At 43.9% G+C, this 21,204-nt stretch carries 17 protein-coding genes and 1 tRNA gene; 17 read left to right on the forward strand and 1 reads right to left on the reverse strand.

The window, feature by feature from the left end; all coding sequences use genetic code 11:
* Positions 1 to 234: 234 nt before the first annotated feature.
* The 5 genes from LKD71_RS16040 (at position 235) to LKD71_RS16060 (ending at position 5,155) form a co-directional block, all read left to right on the forward strand.
* Positions 235 to 1,329, forward strand: coding sequence for a sialidase family protein (locus LKD71_RS16040; RefSeq protein ID WP_227616199.1), 1,095 nt, complete (start codon positions 235 to 237; stop codon positions 1,327 to 1,329).
* Positions 1,330 to 1,669: 340 nt separating this feature from the next.
* On the forward strand, positions 1,670 to 3,199 hold the full coding sequence (locus LKD71_RS16045; protein WP_227616200.1) for a hexose kinase: 1,530 nt from the start codon (positions 1,670 to 1,672) through the stop codon (positions 3,197 to 3,199).
* Between the two features lie 14 nt (positions 3,200 to 3,213).
* Entirely contained in the window at positions 3,214 to 4,353 is a 1,140-nt protein-coding gene (locus LKD71_RS16050) for a metallophosphoesterase (protein ID WP_227616201.1), read from the forward strand.
* A complete protein-coding gene (locus tag LKD71_RS16055) occupies positions 4,350 to 4,997 on the forward strand; it encodes an HAD family hydrolase (protein WP_227616203.1) in 648 nt (215 codons plus the stop codon). Before LKD71_RS16050 ends, LKD71_RS16055 begins: the two co-directional genes overlap by 4 nt.
* Before the next feature lie 84 nt (positions 4,998 to 5,081).
* A tRNA-Pro gene (locus LKD71_RS16060) sits at positions 5,082 to 5,155 on the forward strand.
* Positions 5,156 to 5,362: 207 nt separating this feature from the next.
* On the opposite strand, the gene LKD71_RS16065 is transcribed toward LKD71_RS16060, so the two are convergent.
* Positions 5,363 to 6,682 (reverse strand): hemolysin family protein, encoded by a 1,320-nt coding sequence (locus tag LKD71_RS16065; protein WP_227616204.1) that lies wholly within the window; start codon positions 6,680 to 6,682, stop codon positions 5,363 to 5,365.
* A 156-nt stretch (positions 6,683 to 6,838) separates the two neighbouring features.
* On the opposite strand from LKD71_RS16065, the gene LKD71_RS16070 reads away from it, so the two are divergent.
* From LKD71_RS16070 to cas1b, 12 genes are all read left to right on the forward strand, one after another.
* Positions 6,839 to 9,028, forward strand: a complete 2,190-nt coding sequence (locus LKD71_RS16070; protein WP_227616205.1) for an alpha-galactosidase — start codon at positions 6,839 to 6,841, stop codon at positions 9,026 to 9,028.
* Positions 9,029 to 9,047: 19 nt separating this feature from the next.
* Positions 9,048 to 10,394 carry an MATE family efflux transporter gene (locus tag LKD71_RS16075; protein WP_227616207.1) on the forward strand — a complete coding sequence of 449 codons (1,347 nt, stop codon included), beginning with the start codon at positions 9,048 to 9,050 and terminating at the stop codon, positions 10,392 to 10,394.
* A gap of 67 nt (positions 10,395 to 10,461) precedes the next feature.
* The gene (locus LKD71_RS16080) at positions 10,462 to 11,835 is read left to right on the forward strand and encodes an Ig-like domain-containing protein (protein WP_227616208.1); all 1,374 of its coding nucleotides are present in this window, start codon (positions 10,462 to 10,464) and stop codon (positions 11,833 to 11,835) included.
* Between the two features lie 11 nt (positions 11,836 to 11,846).
* Positions 11,847 to 12,467: a hypothetical protein gene (locus LKD71_RS16085; protein ID WP_227616209.1), complete on the forward strand. Its 621-nt coding sequence runs from the start codon at positions 11,847 to 11,849 to the stop codon at positions 12,465 to 12,467.
* Between the two features lie 87 nt (positions 12,468 to 12,554).
* Positions 12,555 to 13,025, forward strand: coding sequence for an SPOR domain-containing protein (locus tag LKD71_RS18415; protein WP_227616210.1), 471 nt, complete (start codon positions 12,555 to 12,557; stop codon positions 13,023 to 13,025).
* Between the two features lie 376 nt (positions 13,026 to 13,401).
* On the forward strand, positions 13,402 to 14,124 hold the full coding sequence (gene cas6 / locus LKD71_RS16095; RefSeq protein ID WP_227616211.1) for a CRISPR-associated endoribonuclease Cas6: 723 nt from the start codon (positions 13,402 to 13,404) through the stop codon (positions 14,122 to 14,124).
* 20 nt (positions 14,125 to 14,144) lie between these two features.
* The gene (cas8a1, locus tag LKD71_RS16100; protein ID WP_227616212.1) at positions 14,145 to 15,848 is read left to right on the forward strand and encodes a type I-B CRISPR-associated protein Cas8b1/Cst1; all 1,704 of its coding nucleotides are present in this window, start codon (positions 14,145 to 14,147) and stop codon (positions 15,846 to 15,848) included.
* On the forward strand, positions 15,845 to 16,726 hold the full coding sequence (gene cas7i / locus LKD71_RS16105) for a type I-B CRISPR-associated protein Cas7/Cst2/DevR (protein WP_331466499.1): 882 nt from the start codon (positions 15,845 to 15,847) through the stop codon (positions 16,724 to 16,726). The genes cas8a1 and cas7i overlap by 4 nt, the downstream gene beginning before the upstream one ends.
* Positions 16,710 to 17,414, forward strand: coding sequence for a CRISPR-associated protein Cas5 (cas5, locus tag LKD71_RS16110; protein WP_227616213.1), 705 nt, complete (start codon positions 16,710 to 16,712; stop codon positions 17,412 to 17,414). The genes cas7i and cas5 overlap by 17 nt, the downstream gene beginning before the upstream one ends.
* 55 nt (positions 17,415 to 17,469) lie before the next feature.
* Complete coding sequence (gene cas3, locus LKD71_RS16115; RefSeq protein ID WP_227616214.1) at positions 17,470 to 19,863, forward strand: CRISPR-associated helicase Cas3'; 2,394 nt, start codon at positions 17,470 to 17,472, stop codon at positions 19,861 to 19,863.
* 17 nt (positions 19,864 to 19,880) lie between these two features.
* Positions 19,881 to 20,375, forward strand: a complete 495-nt coding sequence (cas4, locus tag LKD71_RS16120) for a CRISPR-associated protein Cas4 (RefSeq protein WP_227616215.1) — start codon at positions 19,881 to 19,883, stop codon at positions 20,373 to 20,375.
* Positions 20,376 to 20,386: 11 nt separating this feature from the next.
* A complete protein-coding gene (gene cas1b / locus LKD71_RS16125) occupies positions 20,387 to 21,130 on the forward strand; it encodes a type I-B CRISPR-associated endonuclease Cas1b (RefSeq protein ID WP_331466500.1) in 744 nt (247 codons plus the stop codon).
* The last annotated feature ends 74 nt before the right edge of the window (positions 21,131 to 21,204 follow it).

Here is a 21,204-nt window from a genome sequence, read left to right on the forward strand (position 1 = left end):
AATTGCGGGAGCTGCTTTGCAGCGGAGCAATTCGTAGGCATCAGTTGGGGGCAAAAGACCTTTTGACCCCAACATCAAATTTATGTAACTATTCAGGGCTCATTTTGATGTGACTGCTTGTAAAATAAATTCTCAGTCAAAAGTGTTCATTCATGCAAGCATGATTTGCGTTTTGGCTTGAAAGCTGCCTGGTTCTGGATAGTTACAAATTAGTTATGGAAAGGCAGGTAAAGTATGAGATCAGCAAACTTAGGAAAGATTTCCGCGGATATCCGCCCGGATCTTTCCAAAAATAATCCGCGAAACAGCGAGGGAGCCTTTTTTACTCTGAAAAACAGTGATATCCTGTTTGCGTACAGTAAATTCAAAGGAAAAAGCAATGCGGATTACGCCAGCGCAGATATCTGTCTTCTCCGTTCCACTGATGACGGCCGTACTTTCGGCGAAGAGAAGACGATTATGACCTGCGAGAGCGAAAAGGCCGTCAACATCATGTCACTTTCCTTCCTGGAGATGGCAAACGGAGATATCGGTCTTTTTTATCTGGTACGCCAGACTTATACCCATATGCGGATGTACCTCAGAAGATCCGCCGATGGCGGAAATACCTGGAGCGACCGGGTGCTCTGCATGCCTGAGGATGGCTACTATGTGGTGAACAATGACCGGGTTCGCCACTTAGCTTCCGGCAGAATCCTGATTCCGGCGGCGCGCCATGCCGTAGCCGAAGGCTATGTAGATGCCCGTTCTGAGTCTCTGTTCTTCTATTCCGACGATGACGGGGCAAGCTGGAAAATGGCAGCAGGCAAATGTAACCTTCCGGGAATTTCCTGCTGTGATTCCGGTCTTCAGGAGCCCGGCATTTTGGAGATCGCGCCCAACATTCTCTGGGGCTGGGCCAGAACCGACCTTGGCCGCCAGTATGAGATGTTTTCCCACGACGGAGGCGACACCTGGACAGCCAGCCAGCCGTCCCGTTTCACCTCTCCCTTAAGCCCCCTCTGCATGAAACGGGGCTGGGACGAAAACATCTACGCAATTTGGAATCCGATTCCTGTTTATAATGGAAGAGAAGTGGACAAAGAATTTTTCACAGGCGGAAGAACACCGCTTGTCATTGCAGTGAGCAAAGACAACGGCCAGACCTTTACTGACCCCGTGGCCTTTGAAGAAGAGCCGGACCGCGGTTACTGTTACTGCGCCCTGCACTTTACCAAAGAAGCCCTGCTTCTGGCCTACTGCGCCGGAGGCAAAGAAGACGGCAACTGCCTCGGCCGGACCGTCATTCGCCGAATCGAAAAAAAGGAACTGGAAGAATTGTTTGCGTGAATTGAAAATACGCTGAAAAAAAGGAGGGCCGGGTGTCGTTTGACATCCGGCTTGAGTTATGAAAAAGAGAATCTATATGAAAAAGCTGTTTGGCTTTGTTTGATTATATAGTACACAAGGAATGTGTCCATTCTGTGTAGAAAGTTTGAGAAAAGTGTAAAGAGTTTCTTAGATTCTTCGGAAAGTGTGGTATACTTTCTTAAAAATCAGGGCTTTGGGAAAGCGCGGGGAAACCCTTTGCAAAGGAGAGCGGCTCGGAGTCGCGAGCCCCCTCAAGTATGTTTCCCTACACTTTTCCAAAGCGTAAATCATAAAAATCTATAAGAAGGAGCTTCTTATCATGATACTTACAGTCACCCTCAACCCCTGCATCGACCGCACCCTCACGGTCTCCAACTTCCGCGAGGGCGGCACCACCCCCGTGTCAGCCACCCGCACTGAAATCGGCGGCAAAGGCCTGAACGTCAGCCGCGCCCTGAAAAATCTCGGCGCCCCCACCCTCTGCCTCGGTTTCTCCCACGAAAAAGGCGGTTCCGACATCAAAACCACCCTGGATGAGGTTTCCATTTCCTACGACCTGGAAGAAATCCCCGGCGAACTACGCATGAACATCAAAATCTTCGACGAATCCAACCGCACGATGAGCGAACTCAACGACAAAGGCTGCCCGGTGAGCGAGGACGCGGTAAATCGCATGATCGACCGCATCGTCTCTCATTTCAAAGATGCAGAGCTTCTCGTCCTGGCAGGAAGCGTGCCCCCGGGCGTTCCAGCAGACATCTACAAAATCCTCCTGGAAAAAGCTAAAGACTACGATCTTCCCGTAATTCTGGATGCTTCCGGAGCCCTTCTCCTCAACGGCATTGAGGGCAAACCCTGGCTCATCAAGCCGAATATTGACGAGCTTTCCGCGACCCTCGGCCGGGAATTTCATTCAAGAGAAGAGATCATTCAGGCCGCCCGGGAAATCGTCGCTCGTGGAATCCCCTACGTCTGCGTTTCCCTCGGTCCGGATGGAGCCCTTCTGATTGGAGAAAAAGAAGCTCTCTACTCCCCGGCGCCGGACGTGAAAGTCCGCGGTCTTCAGGGAGCAGGCGATTCACTGGTGGCCGGTTTCTGCCTGGCTTTCCACGAACACCACCTGAAAGGAGAAAAACGCTTCGAAACCCCAGCTGTGCAGAAAGCCGGCGATCCCTCTTTCATGCGTTTCCTCCTCCGCTCCGCCCAGGCCGCCGCCGCCGGTTCCCTCACGAAACCCGGCACCGCCGTCTGCGAGCGCACAGATTTTGACAAATACCTCCCCACAATCCAGGTGGAAAAAGCCGGCGAATTTTTCGACGTCCGCCGGGAAGACGGAAGCCTCACCGGTGAAGTAAAGCTTCGGAGTCTCGTCCACCGGGACGGCGACTGGCACGGAACCGTTCATATGTGGGTGGCGGACCGCACGCCGGAGGGAAAATGCCGCCTCCTGATCCAGAAACGCAGCCAGGACAAAGACAATTTCCCCGGCTACTGCGACATTTCCTCCGCAGGTCATCTCGATGCAGGCGATGATTACGACTCTGCGGCCTATCGGGAACTCTACGAAGAACTCGGTATCCGGGCAGAAAAAGGAGATCTTCGCTTCTGCTTTTTCATTACCCGAAGCGTGGAAACAGAATTCCACGGCCAGAAAGTTATTGACAGGGAGCGTGCAGCGGTTTATCTTTATGAAAAAACGGTGGACCTCACGAAACTTCATCTCCAGAAAGAAGAAGTGGATGAAGTTTTCTGGATCGACCTGGAAGAGCTGGAGAAAATCCTTCAGGATCCCACCGCAAAATACTGTGTTTACAAAGAGGAAATACAGGGAATTAAAAAGTATCTGTAGAAAGGGAACAAAGCATGGAATTTGAGACAAAAGTGCAGTTCTTGACTCAGCCGGAGCATAACCGCCGAACCATCGTGATCAGTGATATTCACGGGCACCGCGCCTGGCTGGAAAAACTTTTGAAAAAAGTAGATTTCAGCGAAAAAGACATTTTAATCATTGTCGGAGATATGATCGAAAAAGGCCCGGAAAGCCTGAATACCATCCGCTACATCATGGAACTTTGCGAGAAATATACGGTCTACCCCATGATGGGAAACGTGGACCTCTGGAGAATCCAGATGCTGCTCACAGAGGATGGAAGCCTGGATCAGGAGCTTTATGAGACGAACGAACGGATGCGTCAGTACTGGAAAGCCACCTTTTTTCAGGATTTCTGCCGGGAGGCAGGCGTGTCGGTGAAAACGCCGGAGGAGATTCCGGCGGCAAGAGAAGCGGTGGTTGCCAAGTTTCAGAAGGAGCTCACCTTTATGAAAGAACTTCCCACGATTCTGGTGACACCAGCGTTTACCTTTGTACATGGCGGTCTCGTTCACGAAAAACTGGAGGATAATTTTCACCTTCCGCCCTTTCAGCTTTTGAAAAATGACAATTTTATCAATCAGGGAAAACATTTTGACAAATATGTAGTCGTCGGCCACTGGCCCGTGTGCCTTTACCGGTCGGATATCGAGTCCTCTGCGCCCTATATCAGCGAGGAACAGAAGATTATTGCCATCGACGGAGGCTGCGGGATCAAGCGGGACGACCAGCTCAACGCCCTGATCATTCCGGATCTCTATTCAGAAAAAACGACCTGGGAGAGCGTGGATGATTTCCCGGAGGCAGTTGTCCTGGAAGATCAGGAAGCAGGAGCTTCCTCGATTAACATCCGCTATTATGAAAGTGAGCTTAAAATTCTGGAACCCGGCCCGGTCTTTTCCCTGGCAGAGCATATAAAAACAGGATATCAGCTCAAAATCTATAATGGTTTCCTGGAAGAACCGCCGGTAAAAGGAGCGCCGAACACCTGCTGGGAGTACACGGATTACCAGATCCCACTGAAAAAAGGCGACCGGGTGTCGATCCTGCAGAAAACGCCGGAAGGAACGATGGTGCGGAAACGCGGCGTCACCGGCTGGTATTATGGAAAATTAGAGGAGGCAGAAAAATGATAGCAGTAGTTTTTGATATGGATGGAGTCATTTTTGATACGGAGGCTATTTGCCGGAGGGCCTGGCATGCCTGCGCCGGAAAATATAACATTCAGGACGTAGATGCTCTGCTGATACCCTGCATCGGCGCAAACAAACAACATATGCGGAAAGTTTTTCATGAGCAGCTGGGCGAAGATTTCCCTGTGGAAGCTTTTGACAAGGATGCCCGGGAAGGTTTTCTCAGGATCGAGAGAGAAGAGGGAATCCCTGTAAAAAAAGGCGCGCGGGAACTGCTTTCCTGGCTGAAAGAGCAGGGAGCCGTGGTAGGTCTTGCCTCCTCTACTGCCCATGATATCGTAGTACAGGAGCTCACCGACGCCGGTCTTGTGGATTATTTCCAGGCCATCACCGGCGGCGACCAGATCACCCACAGCAAACCGGACCCGGAAATTTACCTGAAAGCCTGCGAAAAACTGGGCATCGACCCCAAAGAAGCCTACGCCGTGGAAGATTCCTACAACGGCATCCGTTCCGCCTTCTCAGCAGGAATGAAGCCCCTCATGGTGCCCGACCTCCTGCCTCCGACCGGGGAAATGGAAGAAAAAGCCCACCGGATCTTCGACGACCTTCTCGAAGTCCGCGATTTCCTGGCAGGAAAATAAAAGGAACTGTTACAAAAGTTCAAGATTATTGAAAAAATGGCTTGAAATCAAGGAGATTTGATGCTATAATATACATCGAATCAGCGATGCGTGGCTCAGCTTGGTAGAGCGCTGCGTTCGGGACGCAGAGGTCGCAAGTTCAAATCTTGTCGCATCGACTCCTTGGCAGGGGCGCCGGAAACATTGAATTTACAGTGTTTCCGGTTCTTTTTTTATTTTCGCAAATTTGTTCGCAAATTCCGCTCTAAAGATCGCTCTAAAAATGTTCTGAAATTTGATGATAAAACAGGCAAAGGATATGAGTATAAATCTTTACAAAATATAAGAACCGGCAGTCAGACCTTTCCGAACTGCCGGTTCTTCTTTTATTTTTCTTCTTCCACAGCCTTCTCCGCTTCTTTCGTCACAATCCCTTCCACCACCATGTGATGCTTCACATCCAGAACATGGATATGGAGCGGGCCGCAGCTGCAGCGGAAGCTTTCGCCGTCTCTGGGGATCCGGCCGGTGAGGCCGCAGATAAAACCGTTGAAGGTTTCTGAGCCGTCGTGGGGAAGTTCTACCTGGAGCTCTTCCTCGACCTCTTCCAGGGAAGCGGAACCCTGAATTTTCCATTCTCGCTCGGCGACTTTGACGATATCCTCGGGCTTTGCAGCTTCCTCCTGATCGTCCAGGTCGCCTACCAGAGCCTCCATGATATCGTGCAGGGTGATGATACCGCAGACACCGCCGTACTCATTGACGATGACGTTGAAATACTGGCGGCTTTCTTTCATCTGCCGGAACATCGTGTTTGCCTTCATGCTCTCCGGAACGAAAGAAGGCTTGTCAGCCAGGTTTTCCATGATGTATTTGCGGGTGCGCTGGGGAGCGCGGAAATAATCGCGGGTGTCGAGAACGGCCACTACATTGTCGAGATTTTCCTGGCAGATCAGATAATGGGTGTGCCGGCTCTCCTTGATGGTCTTTTCCCAGACGGTGCTGTCATCATCGAGAGAAAGCCAGACAATATCGGGCCGGTGGGTGCAGATCTTTTCCACGGTAATATCGTTGAAATCAAACACATGCTGGATCAGCTCGTGCTCTTCCTCGGGGATTGTTCCCTGTTCTGTGCCTTCCACGAGCATCATGCGGATTTCCTCCTCCGTGACCTGTTCCTCATTTTCATAAGGATCGATGCCGAAAAGACGGAGCACCAGATTGCTGGAAATCGTCAGAAGAGAGACCAGCGGCGTGAGGATGACCGAAGTCAGATAGAGAAGACCGGACATATGAAGAGCGGTGGAATCTGCCTTTTTCACGGCCCGCTTCTGTGGAATCATTTTTCCAAAAACCATCGTAAAATAGGCGAGAACCAGCGTGATAAGGATCACAGCCAACGGATGAAGAATCCGCTCGGAAAGCGAAAGTCCGGAGCTCTTCAAGGCCTTTACCAGAGGTCCGGCAAAAGCATCCGCCGCCAGGGCACTGACCAGAAAACTGATGATGGTCACGGCTGCCTGGATCGTCACGAGAAAACGAGTCGGCTGTTTGGTAATCCGTTCCAGCTTTTTGGCCCGGCGGTCGCCGTCCTCCTCCAGCTTGTGGATATCCGCCTCGGTGAGCGAGACGATGGCGATCTCCGCGCTGGAAAAAATCGAATTGAGAAAAATCAGAAATATCTGCAGAATAACTGCTCCTATCATAAGTAAAAACACCTCCGGAAATTACTTTGTAATTCTTTGTCCAGCCCCCATTATATCACAGGACTTTCTTTTCGTCAGTCCCAAAAAGTGATAGACTTCTTTTGCAGGAATCGCTATAATAAAAGTACTATACACATATGCGAAGGGAGAAGGAAAATGGCAGTCAGATTTGATGAGAAGAAGAACTTATTTACACTTCAGACTTTGGACAGCACTTATCAGATGAAGGTGGACGATCACGGGGTTCTTCTTCACACTTACTATGGGGCGCCTGCGGACGAAACGGATTTTTCCTATCTGATCGGGCCGGAGGACAGAGGCTTTTCCGGGCAGCCGGGAGATGAAAAAAAGGACCGTACCTATTCCATGGACTACTATCCGCTGGAATATCCGGTACAGGGAAACGGCGATTTCCGTGTGAAAGCTCTGAAAGCAGGTTTTGAGGGTGAGGTTCTTGCGCTGGATCTCCGTTTTGTTTCTTATGAGTTGGAAAAAGGCAAATACAGCCTTCCGGGCCTTCCTGCCCTTTTCGAGGCGGAGGCAGGAGAGGTGGAGACTTTGAAAATCACGCTGAAGGACCGTCTGGAAGAGATCTATGTGACACTTTTCTATGGCGTTTTCGAGAAGAAAAATGTCATCACCCGGGCTGCCTCCATTGAGAACCGTTCCGGAAAAAACGTAACGCTCAAGCGCGCCTTAAGCTTTGGCCTGGATTTCATGGAAGGCGATATGGATCTCATTCATTTCTATGGAAAACACGCCGGCGAGCGTCAGTTTGAGCGCAGAAATCTGCCCCACGGCATCACCGAGATCAGCAGCAGCCGCGGCACTTCCAGCCATCACCACAACCCGTTTGTGATCCTCTGCGACAAAGACACCACCGAGGATTTCGGAAATGCTTACGGCGTTTCCTTTATCTACAGCGGCGGTTTCAAGATCCAGATGGAAAAAGACCAGGTGGACGGTATTCGTCTTGTCTGCGGCTTGGACGACGAGGAATTCCTGTGGAAACTGGCTCCGGGCGAGACCTTTGTGACACCGGAAGCCGCTCTGAGCTACAGCGAAAAAGGTTTGACCGCACTCTCTGACCAGTTCCAGAAGGCTTATCATGCCAACCTGATCCGCAGCCCCTGGAAAGACAAAAAGCGTCCGACCCTGGTAAACAACTGGGAGGCCACTTATTTTGGCTTCGATGCGGAAAAACTGTTGAAAATTGCAGGAGAGGCAGCAGATCTGGGCCTCGATATGCTGGTACTGGACGACGGCTGGTTTGGAAAAAGAAACGATGACAATTCCGGCCTGGGCGACTGGTTTGTAAATGAGAAGAAACTGGGCTGTACGATGAAAGAGCTGGTGGACCGCGTCAATGCCCTTGGTCTGAAATTTGGTATCTGGCTGGAGCCGGAGATGGTTTCCGAGGACAGCGATCTTTACCGGACACATCCCGACTGGGTGCTCCAGATTCCGGGAAGAGAGCCCAATCGCAGCCGTAACCAGCTGGTTCTGGATCTCTCCAGAAAAGAAGTACGGGAATATATGAAGAAATTCATCGACGACACTCTTTCCTGTGCAAACATTTCCTATGTAAAATGGGATATGAACCGCAGTGTGGATAATGTATACAGCGCTGCAGATCCTACTCTCAGCCAGGGAGCCATCCGCCATAAATATGTGCTTGGCCTTTACGAGGTGATGGAAGATATGCTGACCCGCCATCCGGACCTTCTGCTGGAGGGCTGCAGCGGAGGAGGCGGACGTTTCGATGCCGGTATGCTGTATTATGCGCCGCAGATCTGGTGCAGCGACAACACCGATGCCATCGAGAGACTTCGTATTCATTATGGAACCTCCTTCGGTTATCCCATGTCTTCCGTGTCTGCCCATGTGTCCGTTTGCCCGAACCATCAGAACGGCCGGGTAACGCCGTTCAAGACCAGAGGCATTTGTGCAATGCAGGGTTCCTTCGGTTATGAGCTGGATCTCAGCAAACTTTCTGAGGAAGATAAAGCAGAAGCCAGACGGCAGATCACTGTATACAATGAAAACTGGGAGCTTTTCCAGTCTGGTTCCTACTATCGACTGAACTCGCCCATGGAGAATCATGACTACACAGCCTGGAGTTATGTTTCAAAGGATCAGAGAAAAGCATCCTTAAGTGTGATCTACACAGACCTTCACGGCAATCCCAAACCGGTTCGCGTGAAACTGAAAGGCCTGAAAAAAGACGCCTCCTACGATGTGGACGGAACCGTGTATACAGGAACCGCACTGATGAGAGGCGGCCTTCTGATTCCGAAACCTTCCTGCAATTATGACTCCTACATGGTCTGCATACATGAGATCTGAAAAAACGGAGGAATGAGTTTTGAAAAAATCATATGAAATGGATATGTGCAACGGCCCGCTATTAGGAAAGATCCTTGTATTTACGTTTCCACTGATGCTTTCCGGTGTGCTGCAGCTGCTTTTCAATGCGGCGGATATTGTGGTGGTGGGGCGGTTTTCTGGAGCTCACGCACTGGCGGCGGTGGGTTCTACCGGTGCACTGATCAATCTTCTGATCAATGTATTCATGGGCCTTTCTATCGGCACCAACGTGCTGACAGCCCAGGGGTACGGAGCCAAAAATGCGGAAGATGTCAGCGATACCGTACATACGTCCATTCTTTTAAGCCTGGTGAGCGGCGCAATTCTCATCGTGGTAGGGATTCTGTTTTCAAGACCCCTGCTGGAGCTTATGGCTACCCCGGAGGAAGTCCTGGGACAGGCGGCTCTTTATATGAAGATTTACTTCATCGGAATGCCGGCCATGATGGCCTACAACTTTGGCGCGGCTATTTTAAGAGCCATCGGAGATACCAGGCGCCCACTTTATTATCTTTTGATTTCCGGTGTGGTGAACGTGATTCTGAACCTGATCTTTGTGATCATTTTCAAGATGGGAGTGGCAGGAGTGGCGACAGCCACTGTGATTTCCCAGGTCATTTCCGCGGGCATGGTCTTAAAATGCCTGATGGGACTGGATGGCATGTGCCGCCTGGAACTTCACAAGCTGGCCATCCACAAGGATAAACTGCTGAACATTGCCAGGATCGGTCTTCCGGCAGGACTGCAGGGAGCTATTTTCTCTATCTCCAACGTGCTGATCCAGTCCTCGGTAAACTCTTTCGGAGCCATCGCCATGGCTGGAAACACAGCTGCCGGAAACCTGGAGGGCTTTGTATATACGTCCATGAACTCTGTATACCAGACAAACTTGAGCTTCACCAGCCAGAACATGGGAGCCGGAAACCGACAGCGCATGAAAAAGATCTTAGGTATCTGCCTGATTCTTGTCAGTGTGGTTGGCCTGGTCCTCGGAAACGGCTTCGTTTTCTTCGGCCAGCAGCTTCTCGGCATTTACTCCTCCGACCCGGAGGTCATCCAGTACGGCCTCAACCGAATGCATCTCATCTGCGCCCCGTATTTCCTCTGCGGCCTCATGGATGTCATGGTGGGAAGCATGAGAGGAATGGGCTACTCCTTCCTCCCCATGATCGTTTCCCTGATCGGAGCCTGCGGCCTCCGTGTTGTTTGGATTTTCACAGTATTTCAGTGGCATCGCTCTCTGTTTACGCTGTATCTGTCCTATCCGATCACCTGGACGATCACGGCGTTGGCACATATGGCTTGCTGGTATGTGGTGATGTATAAGAAACAACCAAATAAGTAATTGACCCGAGGGGAGATGTTTGCGTGAAAAACATTGCCCCTCGCTTTATATGAGGGAGAAAACTGTTATGAAAAAAATGATGAAGTTCTGTCTTTTCCTGTGTTGTATTCTTTTTATTTCGCTTCCGGTTCAGGCCCGGACCCAGGGAAATCTTCATGCCCTGGTGATGAGCGGACGGATCTTGAGCAGGAAAAACGCAAACGATTTTTATAACCTGCTGAAAAAAACAAAGATACCGGAGTACAAAGTTTCCGGACAGAACATCAAAAAGCTCTTTTATGAAAACCGTAAAAAGACAAAGCGACAGGATATTTTTGCAAGTATTTACAATGCTTTTAAAGGCAGCACCAAGAGTGATCTGAATCTCTTTTATTACGGAGGTCACGGAGGTGCAGCTGCCACAGCAGAAGGCTACGGTGGAATTTATCTGGGGGATGTGGTAAATAAAGAACTTCGGAAAACCCGGGTAAGCTGCAATGAACTTTTACAGACACTTCTGAAGTATAAAGGGAAATTCATTGTCAGCATTGACAGTTGCAATGCGGATCTTATTCGAAAAGCAGCAGCAGAACTGAAAGGCAGCCAACGAAGCCGAATAGACAGAGATTTCATTTTTATCGCATCCTCTAATAAAAAGGTGGAAGAGTTTGGAACCCAGTTTACCGCGGCTCTTACAGATGCCGTTTCCACAAAATGGAAATTTTTTCGGGCAGATGAAAACAAGGATGGTTGTGTTTCCTGTGCGGAGTGGTTTGTGGCAGCCAGAAATAATCATAAGATTCTGGCCTGGTACAACCAGCCGAATATTTCCAGTGGAAATAGAGAACTGGGAAATTTGAAGCTGATCCAGTTATCACATGTTAAGGTTCTGAAGAAAAGCCTGACGATGAAAAAAGGTCAGACAAAGAAAGTCAGTTATATCTTGAAAAATCTGGGCCGGGGAAGTCTGAAAGTGAGATTTTCTTCCTCCGATTCATCAATCGCGGCAGTAGATCAGAAAGGGAAGATTACACCGAAGAAAAATGGAAAAGTTACCGTAAAAGCTTATCTGGTAGATGGCAGCGGCAAAAAATGTCTAGGAACAGAGGATGGCTGTGTTGTAACGGTTCAGGGATTTTCAATAAAAACTCCGTCAAAAAATACAGCAATGAAAGACTTTCTGAAAAAAGTTCAGAAAGGTTCCTGGTGGGATTCCGGCTGGCGGACGAGTATCGGTTTCTATAACGGGTATGTTTTAACGGGCAATACCTATGGCGAGCAGACCGGGAAATACAAGATCCGGAAAGTACAGAAAACATCCTATGGTTATTTTATCAGCATTGAAGGATATGAAAACTACCGCTGGTATCGTTCCGAACCGAATAAACTTCGTTGTTATGCAGCGGCTACGGGGAATGTGGGAAGAAGAGAAGGAGCAGATTTTACACTTTTTGGATGTTAAAGGAGAATTTTATGAAAAAGCGAGCTCTATTTATGGCCACTGCAGTCCTGTGTCTGGCAGGAAACATAGCAGCAGGGCAGACAAAAGCAGAAACCGTAAGTCAGGAAAAACAGGCTTACGAGTATTCCAAAGAAGACGAAAATGGAAATACTGTAAATGAAACCATCACAGATGAACAGATTGCTGCTTTGGGGAAATCGCTGGGCGTTCCAGAAGATATTACGATAACCAGGTGTAATGTCAGTGAACCTTGGTTTTGGGAAGGAGCCGGTCGTTGGCTTGTCAGCGTTGAACTCTATTCCGATGATATTTTCCTGGCCGGAGCCGCAATTGACCCGGATACTCTCGAACTGCAGCGTGAGATCGCTCCCTACGATGCCGGTCGGATTGAAAAGGAAAAGCAGGAAGCAGCACTTTCCAAGATCAATTCCAGCGATATGGAGGTGGCCAATGGTCTGATCCAGATTCTGATCAGCGGTGATGGTTCTGCCTTTCTGAAACTTCTTCCGGAACTTCCGACAGAATACAGGGAAATTTTGGGGGATAAAATGATTGCTGTGTTCACCGGGCTTGTCCAGAATGTTGCGGATGAGGCTGTGCAGGAGTTTCAGGAGGAATTCAAAGACCGCTAGCTTTTTTATCAGGCTCTTTCCTCGGAAGATGTAGACAGCGAAACACTTGCAGAACTCCAGAAATCATACGCGGAGTTTGGCTGCTATGTGACGGCCGCACGGCTTGTCCACGAAGAACTCTCGGAGGACGGTACAACCAGTTATCTGGATATTCCTGTAGTCGAAATTGACGGTAAATGGTATCTCGACCTCGAAAGCTGGGATGACGATGACAGTGACTACGACGATGATGATGAAGAAGAAGATGACGACGAAGACTTTGAAGAACTCGAAGAACTCTTGGAAGAGGGACTGGCGGCTCGACCCTTCTACGGAATCTGGTGCTACGCCTCCAAAGATTCCGACGAAGCCGAAAGCTATGCAGAATATCTTGAGTCTGTCTGCGAGGAGCCGGAAGTCCTCCTGAGCAGTGACTGGAGCAACCTGAACTCCGAGCCCTACTATGTCGTCACCGCCGGAAGATACGAAACAGAGGAAGAAGCAGAGGAAGCCCTGGATGAAGTGCAGAGTGTGTGCGATGGGGCGTATGTGAAGTATTCGGGGGAATACCAGGGATGAAAGATTATTGAAAGGCATAGTTGTTGAAGAATCATTTCAGTGCTTGAATGAACACAATCCCGAACGGACAGAGTAAATACGAAAGTATAGTAAAAGTCATGAAGCGAATAGAGGAATATATGAGCAGGAGGGCGGTTAATTACCGCCCTCCTGTTCGCTTCCAAGATGTGCCTATTAAATAATATTGTTCTAAATTTACATTCCAGAATGTACTTACGTTATGATTATATTCAAAAATAAATCAATTTGCAAATAGAAATATTAAATTTTATATTAAATCCATTAGAACAATAATATTTTATATTGACAAAAGAGAAATAACCTGATATAACAGAGACAACACGACTATTCAATGATACGGAAAGGGGGAAAAAATATGACGCGTTTACAATTACAATTTATATTAGAGTCGACGGAATTGCCATTGAATATGGATTGCGTGATAGTAAGCTTCTTGAAAGCGGCCGTGCAGAACTATTCACAAGAGTGGTTCGAACAGTTGTATGATAAAAAGAAATCTATTATAAAAATGTTTTCCTGGTCATGTTACTATCCTGGTGCAAGGTTTACCAAAAATAAGATTTTATTGGATCAGAATTATTTCTTATTGACATTTTCGGATGCAGATATGAAGGAACTGCTACAGTTTTATAATGCATTTACGCTTATGAGGAAAAGGCGTCATCCAATGAGTCAGAATTCTATGATGCTGAATGCAATTCGGATCCAGGATATTCCAGAAATCACAGATTCAGAAATAATTGTAAAAGTACAGAGCTCGTTAATCGCAAGAAGACATAATTCGGAAGATAACACAGATTCTTATTACAGTTGTGAAGATCCGGAATTTTCAGAAGTAATAAAAGAAAATGTGAAAAATTTTTTGGAGAAACAAGGAATTCCGTTGTCGATGGAGAATTTTTCTGTCACACCTGTAAAGGCAAAAAAAATCGTGGCACAGGTTTGGAGAAGACCAACGGACGCAACAATTGGCATCCTGAAATTGACAGGAACTTCGGAACTTTTAAACCTTTTATATGCTTCAGGAGTTGGAAGCCGTAGATCAGAAGGGCACGGCTTGCTGAATATTATCTGGTAAAGAAGGGAGGGAGAAAGTAATTGGAAAAATATAAAATTACCATGGGTGATTTTTTAAAGAATGCCGGTATTGTAGGACTGAAATATTTACTGGATACAGCAAAAGCACAAGAGGATAAAGATTTTGGAATTTCCGAAAATGGACAGGAACTCTGGCTTTCCGCTGAGTTTGCGGAAAATGCGGATTGGACAGATTTATATTTTCGAGCGTTTGTTCAATATTTCGGGCCTTATACGGCTTATCAGGGCGTCTTGGACAAAATAGACTTTTGTTTGGAAAAAATAAAAAATGACAAATGGAAGTCAGAAAAACAAGAAAAAGAGGATTTGAAATTTATTAATGATAAACTGCTTTCTAGCAGCTATCAAGCAGGCTATGATAACATTAAAAATAAAATTGAACATCCGGAAATTTATGTGAAGTTAAAAACTGAAAAGTTAAATGATAAATTTCCAAAAGAAATGTTGGAAGAACGCCTGCTAGAGTTGAAAACATTCATTGAGCAGCCGGTGTGCCGAGAAACTTTTATAATGAAAAGTATTGTTTACACGCACATCAACCGTTTTTGGAGTGGAAAATGCTTTTTGCTGAGAGCTAATGCTAAAAAAGACATGCGGGAACTGTTTGAAAAAGAATTTTCAGAACCCATGAGAAACTATTGGAGAACTGACCATAAAAAGGCAAAAGATCTGTGTGTTGACTGTAGTTCGCCAATGGGGGCGAAGGAAAAAGTTTCTATTGCTTTTATGAATGAGATGGCAGACGATCTTACCAGAAAAAGATCAGCTTTTTGGAATTGTAAAGTGGATGCCTTTATTTGTCCAGTGTGTGCTTTTCTGTATGCATTGAGTCCATTGGGATTTCAATTGTATGTAAATAAATTTGTATTTGTAAACACAAATCAGGATATTTTACAGTTGTTAGCATCTAATTCCAAAACAGGATACATAAGCGAGAAGATAGAAAAAAAGGATGATCAAAAAAAATCTGCATGGTTTGCGGGAATTCTGAATGCTGTGATTAATGAGAATGTGAAAGAATTTGCAAATACACAAGTAATTCTCCGAGGAGTGCGCCAGGAAGATCATTATTATCTTTGCAATATTCCGGCTAAAGCTTTAAAAATAATAGCGGAGAAAAATACAATAAAGGCATTGGAATTACTGGGGGATTTTCCGTACACAAAAATAGGAAATGATTTTGTAAATATCCATGAGCAGGTGATTTTAAATTTGTTACAGCTTCGGAATCAGTATGGACTTTTGAGTATCCTTTTAAAAGAGGATTTGAGAACGGGAAATACCGGATTCAGTGCCAGTCAGGTATATGAGATACAGCATTGTATGAATTTAATGCGAAAGAAAGAAGAAAAGAAAGGAGAGAAGGTTGTGATGAATTGTGGTGTTATGAAAAAATGCGGAGCAGATCTGAGAAAAGCAATTTTGAAAGTAAAAGGAGCAAATTCCGGAGAATGCTTGCGAGGAACAGTGTATCAGTTGATCAATGCATTATCAGTTAAAAATACAAATAAATTTATGGATATCGTATTGAGATTATACAATTCGTATGGTCCGTCAAATAATTTGTTGATTCCGAATGGATTTATCCAAATGTTAGAAGATCAGGATTATTTTATGGATTATGGATATGCATTTGTTATGGGACTGGAAGGCTGTTATGAAGCTAAAAATAATCAAGAAGATATTGAGGGAGGTAATGAATGATGAAAAATGAAGGATTGACATTTACGATTGTTTTTTTGGCTGAAAGTGCAAACTATGGTGAGGGTGTAGGAAACATTACAACGCTGAAAAAAATGACAAGGGGTAATTATGAACAGTATTCCTATATTTCCAGGCAGGCAATGCGATACAATATTGTGCAGCAGTTAAAATGGGATAATACACCGGTAGACGGAAAAAGCGGAGTTGTTCAGTTTGCTCCCTCTGCGACTATAAAAGATTATCCAGAAATCGATTTGTTCGGATATATGAAAACGGTTGCTAAAGATGATACACAGGCTGGCGGAGCATCTACAAGAAGCGCCGTAGTACGTTTGAGTAATGCAATTGCTTTGGAACCATATCAGAGTGATCTGGAATTTCTGACAAATATGGGATTGGCAAGTCGTTGTGGGCAAAATAATGCAATTGCACAAAGTGAGATTCATAGATCTTATTATGCGTATACGGTAGCAATCGATCTGGATCGGATTGGAATTGATGGTGCACTTGAAATTTCTCAGGAAGAAAAAGCTGGACGTGTAAAAGTTTTTCTTGATGCAGTGCATTATTTATATCGTGATATCAAAGGTCGGAGAGAAAACTTTAGTCCGCTTTTCATAATTGGAGGCCGGTATAACCGGAAAAATCCATTTTTTGAAAATAGAGTTCGCGTGGAAAAAAATAAGATTAATGTAAGCACGCTTAGAGAAGTATTGGAAGAAGATAAAGATATTGAAAATAATACTGTTGTTGGGGTGATGACAAACATTTTTGATAATGATCAGGAAATAAGAGAAGAGTTAAATGCAACAACAGTAGGAAAAGTATTTGATCATTTGAAAGAGGAAGTGGAAAAATATTATGGAGAAAGCAATTAGACTGCAGTGTTTTCAAAACCTGGTAAATTACAGAAAACCGACCAGTTTCATCATTAAAGAAACTTTTCCGCTTCCCCCTTATTCTACTGTTTTGGGTATGATACATGCAGCATGTGGATTTCAAGAATTTCATCCAATGAAACTGAGCATTCAGGGAACAAATAGTGGGACGATTTCTGACTTGTATACACGTTATTCTTTTAATGGGGCAAAATATGAAGAGGGACGCCATCAGATTTGTGTAGAGGATGGAGAAAAATATGGAGTCTTCCGAGGTATTGCAAATGTTGAATTGATTTGTGAAAACCATATGGTAATACATATCATACCATCTGATGAAGATTTTGAAAAGGTATATTATGGATTGAAAAATCCTCCGCAATATTTATCGTTGGGGAGATATGAAGATCTGTTGGATATTGAACGTGTGGATGTTGTGGAGATCCATATGCAGGAAGAAGCAGATACAGAAAGAAACATTTATGTTCCTGTAGAAACGGTGAGTGAGAGAAACTGGGTTCCGACAATCTATAATATCACAAAGGAATTTGAAATTACGAAGCAAGGATTAAGAAGATGGAAAAAAGAAGGGGGAATTATTAAAGCCTATTATATGCCGGTAGGAGAAACATTAGAAAATTGTTATGTAGATGATATGGAAGAAGATGCTGCAATCGTGTTTGCGTAAAATGGCACGGGCGGGTTCTGCATTTGGCAGTAATCTGCCCGTGGAAAGGAAAAATATGGAATACTATGCAAAATCTAAAAAAAGAAAGTTATCTGAAGAGGAAAAAGAAATTATAAAAATTAAGCTCCAGTGTTTTCTTTTGAATTATTCGGATTTATTAAGTGAAAAAGAAAAAAGAATTGTAAATAATGGTATTGAAAAATTGAATATAGAAGCTGAGGGAGAGAAACAGAAAAGATTAAAAGAACATCAAGATGACATTGTAAAATGTGCAGAGATGTTTTTTTTACAATATGGGGCTTATTTTACAGAAAAAGAAAAGAATCTGGTGATAGAAGCATGCAGGATTCATGATTTGGGAAAAGCGAACTTATTGTTTCAAATGGTTGTCCAGCCTAAACTTAAAATGATTTTTAAAGATGATAAAAATGAATCACAGATTCCGCATGGGTTTCTGAGTGCGATAAGTATTTCAGAAGAAGAGTTTTTGAAATGGTCAGAATTGTTTGAAAAAGAAGATTTTTCGCCATTTATTACAGCGGTATATTATCATCATGATCGCGAGGATAATTATGAAAGCGGAGAAATCAGAAAATATTGTAAAAAATATTACCAACCTTATTTAGAAGAGTATTGTGGAAGAGAGCAGACGAAAATCTATTGTAGAAATAAAAATAGATTATTATTTAGAAATGTTTCGAACAAATCCAAATTTGAAGTTGCACCGGAAATATGGAATGAATACCTGGTGGTTAAAGGGCTTTTGAACAAATTTGATTATGCAGTAAGCGCAGAGTATGCAGAAGCAGAGTGTGTTTCAGATTTGCAAGATAAAAAATTGAAGAAAAATATTGAGCAGGTGTTTTCAGGTAAAGAATTAAGACCGGCGCAAAAATATATGAAAGATCATAAAAATGACAATGTCGTTGTGATTGCACCGACAGGTTCTGGAAAAACAGAAGCAGCTTTGTTGTGGCTGGATGGAGAAAAAGGATTCTATACCTTGCCATTAAAAGTATCTTCGAATGCTATTTATGACAGAATCAAGAAAAAATATTTTTATGAAGATGTAGCATTATTGCATTCCGACAGTATGTCAAAATATATGAGTGAGGAAACAGAAGATATACAGGAAAGATATATACGTTCCAGGATGTTAGCGCAGCCATTAACTGTGTGTACGGTAGATCAATTGTTCAAATTTGTTTATCGGGCATTGGGAACAGAAGTATTCGCTGCAACATTAAAATATTCTAAAATTGTATTGGATGAGATCCAATCATATTCTCCACAAGTGATAGCAACCATTATTTATGGACTGAAAATGATTCAGGATCTGGGTGGAAAATTTGCTGTTATTACTGCAACCTTTCCACCTGTTCTAAGCCATTTTATGAGTTTGTACGGATTGAGTGATGGAAAAGAATATCAGTTTGTTGATTTTTCGAAATCATCTATAAATGACGAAGAAAGTTTAAGACACTGGATAAAAATTAGAAAGACAGAAATCGATATAGATGAAATTCTTGAGCAGGGTGAAGAGAAAAAAGTTCTAGTTATTTGTAATACGGTTCGCAGAGCACAGGAAATTTATTATGAACTTTATAAGAGAAATGCAGAGGTTCATACATTGCATTCTCGCTTTGTGAGAAAAGATAGAGCGATTTTAGAAGAAAAAATAAAGGAATTCTCAGAATCACCAGAGGATACAGGTATATGGGTTACGACTCAGATTGTAGAAGCAAGCCTGGACATTGATTTTGATATTTTACATACGGAGATGTGCAGCGTAGATAGTCTTTTACAAAGGCTGGGGCGTTGTAACAGAAAAGGCAGATATATTCCGGAAAAAGCTAATATTATTGTATATGATAACAGAAATGGAGTCGGAAGCAGGGCAGTATATGAAGAGGAAATCTACAACCGATCTATAAAGTGTCTTAAAAAATATGAAAATATGCTGTTTACAGAAGAAATGAAGACTGCGTATATCAATGAAGTGTATGATATTGATGCAATCAAAGGTACAAAATATTATATGGAAATAGAAAAGTATTTAAAGCTTTTCAAAGAAATTCGTCCAACAGAATACAAAAAAATTGCGGTTGATAAGGAGTTCAGAAATATTGAAAGCATAACAGTAATTCCGGATAGTATTTATGACAGTAATCAGGGATTTTTGGAAGATGGAATAGAAGTGCTAAAAACTGCCTATATTGGTCCTGAAGTAAAAAATATAATCCGAACAAAGATAACAGATCTGACTTTGGGTATGCCTATATATTCAGCAAGATTATATGCCGTAGATCGTGGATGCATAGGTCAGAGTGGAACCAAAAGAATATTGCATATCCACCGTATTCCTTCACAATATGAATTTGATGTGGAAAATTTCAGTGGGAGAGGATTGATTTTGGAGAAAAAAGAGGACGAAGCAATTTTTGTATGATCAGGAGAGAAGGGAAAATGGGAGACAAAGTAACAGGGGTAATGGTTTATTATTACTTTGTATGTAAACGAAAACTATGGTTTTTCTGTCATCAAATCAATATGGAGTCAGAAAATGAGGACGTAATTCTTGGAAAAATCCTGGATGATAACAACTATCAAAAAGATGATAAGCATATCAATATTGATGATGTGATAAATATTGATTTTATCCGGGAAGAAAAAGAACTGCATGAAGTAAAGAAAAGCAGAGTATTGGAAGAGGCAGGAGTCTGGCAGCTAAAATATTATCTCTATTATTTGCAAAAGCGGGGAGTAGTTGATCTAAAAGGGAAGATTGATTATCCGTTACTAAAAAAGACAATGAAAATAGAGTTATATGATAAGGATATAAAAGAAATAGAGCGAATCATAGAGGAAATATCTGTGATAAAACGTGCAGAACTTCCGCCAGCCTTGTTGGAAAGTAAGGTATGCAGAAAATGTGCTTATTTTGATCTTTGCTTTGTGTAACAGGAGGGGTTATGAAACAAAGTTTGTATATTTATAATAATGGAGATCTGAAGCGGAAAGATAATACGCTTCAATTTACCACATATGAAGGCGAAAAAAGGGATATTCCTATTGAGAGAATCTCTGATATTTATGTAATGTCAGAGATGACTTTTAACACAGCCTTTATAAATTATGTATCTCAATATGGAATTCCGATTCATTTTTTTAATTATTATAATTTCTATTCTGGCAGCTATTATCCACGGGAAAATTTACTGGCAGGACAGTTGTTGGTAAAACAGGTATCTCATTATACGGATTATAAAAAGAGAATGATATTAGCGCAAAAATTTATAGAAGCGGCGGCTGATAATATTTATCGAAATATGCGTTATTATAACGGGCGTGGTAAAAATGTGGAAGTATATATGCAACAGGTGGATATGCTACGAAAGACGATTCCAAAGACCTCTACAATAGAAGAACTGATGGGAGTAGAAGGAAATATTCGGAAGCAGTATTATGCGGCTTGGAATGTGATTATTAACCAGGAAATCCATTTTGAAAAAAGAGTTATGCATCCGCCGGATAATATGATCAACTCGTTAATATCATTTGTGAACACATTGATCTACACAAAAGTGTTAAGTGAAATTTATCGAACACAGCTAAATCCAACGATCAGTTATCTTCATGAACCTGGGACGCGGAGATTTTCTCTTAGCTTGGATATTGCAGAAATATTTAAACCATTGATTGGAGATCGATTGTGATTATTCCGGGGCTCTTTGAGCCACCTGTCCGGATTTTGAGAGCCACCATTCCGGAGAATGAGAGCCATATATTC

It is taken from the genome of Fusicatenibacter faecihominis (assembly GCF_020686945.1).
Lineage (GTDB): Bacteria > Bacillota > Clostridia > Lachnospirales > Lachnospiraceae > Limivivens > Limivivens faecihominis.